General features: G+C 44.3%; 4 protein-coding genes and 1 tRNA gene. 3 read left to right on the top strand and 2 right to left on the bottom strand.

Annotated features, from left to right (window positions below):
• The 3 genes from IM509_RS23370 to IM509_RS23360 form a co-directional block, all read left to right on the top strand.
• Nucleotides 1-1,870: AAA family ATPase (locus IM509_RS23370; protein WP_287717360.1), on the top strand; the 1,870-nt coding region annotated here is incomplete at its 5' end.
• A gap of 660 nt (nt 1,871-2,530) precedes the next feature.
• Nucleotides 2,531-3,268, top strand: coding sequence for an HAD family hydrolase (locus IM509_RS23365; protein WP_185237144.1), 738 nt, complete (start codon nt 2,531-2,533; stop codon nt 3,266-3,268).
• Nucleotides 3,269-3,353: 85 nt separating this feature from the next.
• A tRNA-Gly gene (locus IM509_RS23360) sits at nt 3,354-3,424 on the top strand.
• Between the two features lie 59 nt (nt 3,425-3,483).
• Here the strand turns inward: IM509_RS23360 and IM509_RS23355 are convergent.
• Entirely contained in the window at nt 3,484-3,909 is a 426-nt protein-coding gene (locus tag IM509_RS23355) for a lysozyme inhibitor LprI family protein (RefSeq protein WP_185237143.1), read from the bottom strand.
• Between the two features lie 247 nt (nt 3,910-4,156).
• On the bottom strand, nt 4,157-6,394 hold the full coding sequence (locus IM509_RS23350; protein ID WP_185237145.1) for an FdhF/YdeP family oxidoreductase: 2,238 nt from the start codon (nt 6,392-6,394) through the stop codon (nt 4,157-4,159).
• Nucleotides 6,395-6,532 lie beyond the last annotated feature (138 nt).

Below are 6,532 nucleotides of genomic sequence, written 5' to 3'. Positions count from 1 at the left end.
TTTTCCCCGTATTACCCCTCTACCGCTGCCGGGGTTAACCTCGACTCTACAACAATGGTTACAGCAAGACTGGGAAACGGCTATTAATAACCTCAATCAATACCTTCGGTACAGCCGCCAGTTTATTCCTGTCCTTGCCGCTGTTAATCGCGTTTTATCGCAATTCCCAGAGGCAGAAATTATCTATCGGGTGTCCCGTCTGGCAGAAAATCCCTCCGATTGGCAATTGTTAAAATATGCGTCCGCGAAACTGTTTTCTTTTCCTCTCAGCAAAATCCGTCTCGATACTCCTGCTCGTGCCGCCGCCGCCGGTTTTTGGTATCTTCACCAACAGGACACCGAAAAAGCCGAAAAAGCCTTTGCTGTGGTACGTTCCCTCGCCTACGGGGAAGAAATGTATAGCCTCGCCCAAACTTTACACCGATTTAGTCGGGCAGCAACTCCCGATAGTATCGCTTCCCTGAAGGTTGCCCCTATTGCCGCAGAACCGTCATTACGTCCGCAAACTTGGCAAGCTATCAGCAGTTTAAATCTAGTTATCACAGAAATGGCTTTAGTCCAGAGAAGTTACTCCCAACAGGTCAGATCCCTCGCTCTTAATCGGATTATCGGGGAATTAATCGATATAGCCGACCAACAGGCGGCTACTTTACCCCAAGCAGAAAAAGAATTAATCCTTTCTATCGCCGAAAAATGGGCAAAAATTAGCACATCCATCGCGAAAACGGTGGGAACGGTAACTATTACCCAACAGATTCCTAATCTCTACACTATCGGTGATCCGGTGATCGGTAAACGCTTTGTTGGTCGTGAGGATATCCTGCGGGAACTTCAGTCAATGTGGTCGGGAGATAACCTATCCTCCGTAGTTCTCTATGGTCATCGTCGCATGGGTAAAACTTCGATTCTACGCAATCTGGAGGCCTATCTCCCACCAAATGTCTCGGTTATCTACATTAATTTACAGCGCGTGGCCACAGTAACCAGCCTAGCCGAAGTTCTCCTGACTATGGCTGAGGAAATCGCCCAAACTTTGGCAATTGATGCCCCAGAAGAGGAAAAAATCTCCCAACATCCAGAAATATATTTTAATCGTTATTTAGACCGTCTGATGCGCCAGATTCTGCCGGAAAGAGCTAAAACTGGTTTAATTATTGCCCTCGATGAGTTCGAGATAATTGAGGATTTAATCGAAGCGAATACCCTCCCCCAGAATTTCCTCGGCTATCTGCGTTCCCTTGTCCAGAGTAGTCCGCGTCTAGCTTTTGTTTTTGCCGGATTACATACCCTAGAGGAGATGACTGCCGATTATTTTCATCCTTTTTTTGGCAGTGTTTACCCGATTCCAGTTAGTTTCCTCTCTCCTGAATCTACTCGCGTTATCCTCGCTAATCCCGTTGGGGAAGACGAGGATTTTCCCCTAGACTATACCCCATCCGCTTTGGACAAAATTTATCAACTTACCCACGGTCAACCCTATTTAGTACAACTGATCGGCTTTCATCTGGTACGTTTTTATAATAAACAGGTCTTTGAGTTGCAACGTCCCCAAGATATTCGTTTTCAGGTGGAAGATGTGGAAAAAGCCATCGATGCTGAGTTTTTCCAAAGGGGGAATTATTATTTTACGGGTGTCTGGAAACAGGCTAAACAAGATGCGGCCGGACAACAGGAGATTTTAATAGTTCTTTCTCCCCATCTGCAAGGATTAACCCGGGCAGATTTACTCTCCAGCACCGGATTAACTGCCACAACTCTCGACCGGGCTCTAAAAACCCTTGAAAATCATCATGTCATCGAATGCCAAGACTCCCGTTATCGGATTGCTGTGGAATTATTCCGTCGTTGGGTATCGGCAAAAATGGCCTAAATTCTTTTGTTATATTTTTGGCTAATATCTCAGCCCAGAATGGGACTTGCTTAATAAATGTGAAATGTAGGCAAGGTAAGGGTTTTGGGGGTCTGTCTTGCGAAACAGGTGCAATGAGAGAATCGTGCTTCAAAACCTTGCGTCTTCATCGGCCCGCGTCCTGTAGGGGCGAAGCATTCGGGCAATAACCTATCACTGAAACCGTAGATTTTCTATCCGAATGCTTCGCCCGTACCTTTTTAGCAAACCCAAAATAGGGGGGGTACAGGGCAGCACGGATTCCCACTATAAGAAAATGATAGAGCAAATCTGGAAATTTGTCAAGGCCTTGGCAATTTTCCGATTAAAATTGTTTGTTGAGATGGGGTCAGGGACAAGACCCGCCCGGCCCCGACGAAAAACTTTAGTATAATCAAGAATATTTAAGTAAGTGGTTTCAATTAAATTGAAGATAGATTTTGTCCTTGATCCCCCCTGCCCCCCTTGATAAGGGGGGTTTTGATCCCCCCTGCCCCCCTTGATAAGGGGGTTTTGATCCCCCCTGCCCCCCTTGATAAGGGGGGTGCCGATAGGCGGGGGGATCCCCCTTGATCATGGGGGTGTCTGACAATTTTTAATACCCACCTACTTATTATTTATTAGCTTTTCTGTCTAAGATTGATGTTAAAGGCTGTTCTGTTCGATTTTAATGGGGTGATCATCAATGATGAACCGATCCATCAAGAGTTAATCAATGAAATCTTGATCGGGGAAAATTTACTGCCCCTAGGGTCGGAATTTGCGGAGTTATGTCTGGGAAGAAGCGATCGCGTCTGTTTGCGTAATGTTCTCACCCGTCGCGGTCGTCAAGTAACCGAGGAGTATCTGACTAAGTTAATTAACAAAAAAACCAGTTTATACCGAGAAAGAATAGGAAAATTAGAGAAACTTCCTATTTATGAAGAGATATACTCTTTTTTAAAACGGGTTAAGGCCAGGGATCTACAAATCGGTTTGGTGACGGGAGCAATACGCTCGGAAGTGGAATCAATCTTGCAACAGACGGGCCTTGGGGATTATTTTAGTGTCATTGTCACCGGTGATGAGATTAGCACCAGTAAACCCCAACCGGATGGTTATTTACTGGCTGTAGAAAGATTCAATCGTTGGAATTTTAATCTGCAATTGCAACCCTGGGAATGTCTGGTGATTGAAGATACTTTTGCCGGTTGCGAAGCGGCAAAAAGAGCGGGAATGCAGGTGGTGGGAATCGCTCATACCTACCCCTTCCATTTTATGCAGAGAGTGTCTAACTGGGCGATCGATAATTTCTCCCAACTAGATCTCGATCGCGTGGAGGAAACTTTTAGCCAAATCGGGGATAAAAAGGAGCGATCGGGATTTTTAGGCAATTTATAACCATCTAGGGGTGATTAACAAGCTGAAAATCCCTACTTGCAAAAATTGGCAATTCGTGTTATACTAACGAAAGTGCTAAGAAAATGCGGGTGTAGTTTAGTGGTAAAACCCTAGCCTTCCAAGCTAATGATAGGGGTTCGATTCCCCTCACCCGCTTAAGTTGTTGTGCAGTCAACGTCTAAGGAATTATCGGTAATATCAACGGCGATTCTGACTTAGAGATCGCTATCTTCTAAATATCTCCGCAAATCTTTGGTACGCTGCTCGGTGACAGCTGCCAAACAATTACTGTAAATCATGGGAGCTATAGAGCCTCCCTCAAACGCACTTCTTTCAAATTCGCAACTGCTGTCTCTAAACTTAATCCAAGCTTGTTGGGCGCTAATTAATTTTTGTTTGCGAGCAGCTGACAGTTTTGGCAGTAGTTGTCGATAAACTTGATTTAACTTGCGATCGGCGTTTTGATAAGCGATGCTGGCACAAATGTTCATTTCGCTTTGAGTCTGGGGATTGTTACAGTTAGGACGTTGAGCTAGTTGCAAGTTTGTCGCTGCAGATGTGGGACCGGCAATGCTAGGGGTGGCCATCCCGACGGCAAATAAACTGGCTATGCTTAATACGGTTAGTAAAAACTCTCCCATGGCCACTTATTTTAATAATGGTAAGAATAGGATAACAGAAATGCGATCAAATCGACCATAGCTTTTTCATTCTGCTCGATTTGTTGGTTGGATTGCTTAAGTAGCTGGTTATAATTAAATTAAAAATGGATTTTAGGTTCGATCCCCCCTGCCCCCCTTGATAAGGGGGGTGTCTGATAATTTTTAACGCCTACCTGCTTAACCCTATTTCATTATTTCCAAAAAAGAAAATCAGAGGAGTTGATCACTAAAAAACCCAGACGGGAACTCGTTTATAAGCGGGGGTTCCACAACGAGGGTCGATTTTAGCCTTGAATAAAATATTGGCTTCGGGATAGAACATAAAGCCAACACCTTCGCGAATCGGACCGAAAATAAGTTCAATATTCTCTAATTTACCGGCATCTCCTTGAACGGTGACTCGTTGATGTTCTTGAAAGCTGGCTTTTTTGGCATCTTCGGCGTTGATCAATAAACAATGACGGTGAGGCATTCCCCGATATTTATCGCCCATTTGATAAACAACGGTGTTATGTTGTCCATAACTGCGTCCTGTTCCGAGAATCAGGGCAATTCCGGGGGCATTTTCTGGTTGATTGAAATCTTGCTTTTGCGGTGCTTTTAAAGTGGGTAAAGGGGTGACAGACATTTGCGCTTTTCCGGTCGATGTTGGAAAATGGGGTTCGGTAAAAATCCGTCCGCTAATGGTAAATTCTGTTTGGGTTTGATCTAATTGCCCGATCTTTTCATAACCCGGAATCGTTTTGGCGATTAACTGACGAATATAGGCGGTATCGTGTAATCTCGACCAATCAATTGGGTTTGTGCCTAAAACCTTGACGGCAATATTTGTTAATAGTTCTACTTCCGAGATGATATCCATATCGGAACCCTGTAGATGACTGCTTCCCCGCTCGTTAAAACGGACAAAATTATTGCCCGATTCGGTGGTTGTCGGGTGAGGATTTTCAAAGCGAGCGAATACGGGTAAAATTACCGTATTTTGTCGGGCTAATCCCTGAAAATGTCCTAAATTTGGCTTGGTGGCAACATAGAAAATCGTATCAATTTGAGCTAAGGCTTTTTTGGCTTGATTTAAATCTGGATTTGCCCCATAAAGATTACCTCCCAAACAGAAAAGGGTGTTGATTTTTCCCCGTTCGGCAGCTTCAATTAATGCCCTGGTATCATAACCGCCGGTTATATTTAATGGCTTTCCTAAAAGTTGAGCAAGTGCCTCGGCGATTTCCTGACGTAATCTCACTGTAACGCCCATAGAACCGAAGCCCTGTACATTAGAATGACCTCTGATTGGCATGGTTCCGGCTCCGATTTTGCCAGCATTTCCCGTCATTAAAGCGGTATTGGCAATACTGATAATATTATCTACCCCGTTTTCCTGTTGTGTAACCCCCATCGCCCAAGCGAAAACCACACGCTCTAAATTGCCGAAAAGGGCGGCGGTTGCTTCAATTTCTTCTCGGGATAAACCGCAGGTTTTAGTAATGGTTTCCCAGGGTGTTTGTCGGGCATAATCTATAACAGATTGCCAATTTTCTGTATGGGATTTGAGATAATCCCACCGCACTAAATTTTGTTCAATTAAAGATTTTTGTAATCCGACGAATAGGGCAGTATCGCTACCCGGTATCGGCTGTAGGTAGAGAGTTGAAATATCGGAACCGCCCCGCAATAAAGATTTAATCGGAAAAGCGGGTGAGGAGAATTTGACCAATCCGACTTCAATTTGCGGGTTAATAATAATAATTTTACCGCCGCGATCACGAATTTGAATTAATTCATTCATCAGGCGAGGATGATTAGCCGGAGCGTTAGAACCGATCAATACCACACAATCGGCTTGTTTTAAACTTTCCAGACTGACCATCGAAGTTCCGGAGCCGAAAACCTGTTTTAAGCCTACGGTCGAGGCGGCATGACAGAGATCGGAACAATCGGCTAAATTATTACTTCCTAATGCCCGGAAAAACAATTGTAAGAGATAGGCGGCTTCATTAGAAGAACGTCCCGAACTATAGGAGGCTAAAGTCTCGGACGGTTGATGAAAAGCTTGTTCGGCTAATCGATACACTTCTTCCCAACTAATACGTTGATAGTGACTTTCTCCGGCTTTTAAGAGGACGGGATAACTAAAACGACCCAAGCGGTCGCATTCTAAGGAGGTTAAGGACTGTAATTGAGCGAGATGATAGGTTTGAAAAAAATCGGTTTTAATACCTGGCATTAATTCGGAAGTAACTGCCTCGACACTTTTGAGACAACGTTGCAGACTTTCCCCCGCTTCGTTGACAAAACCGCCTTTTTGTCCCCCCGTTCCCCAAGCGCAAGCTAAACAGGCACTTTTATGATTTAAGGTTTGCCATAGTTTAATCCCTTGAGGAGAGAGGGTTTTTTCTGCCCAATATTGCAATACGGGAAAACCCCCGCCCGCTTCAATTTTGTCCGATGTTTCTCGTTCTTTCATCGCTTTTTCTCCCGATTTTTTCTCAAATCCCTCCGATAGGGAGAGTGTCCCCAGTACAGTTAAGTTTATCACCATTTTTAAAAAAGTGCATCATCAAGACATAAACGACTGGGTAAGCTACGGTTAGTTGTTGACAAT

The sequence above is a fragment of the Microcystis sp. M31BS1 genome, assembly GCF_020245285.1.
GTDB classification, from domain to species: Bacteria; Cyanobacteriota; Cyanobacteriia; order Cyanobacteriales; family Microcystaceae; genus Microcystis; species Microcystis panniformis.
Note: the sequence above shows the minus strand (reverse complement) of the source record. Positions and strands in the feature narration are given on the sequence as shown.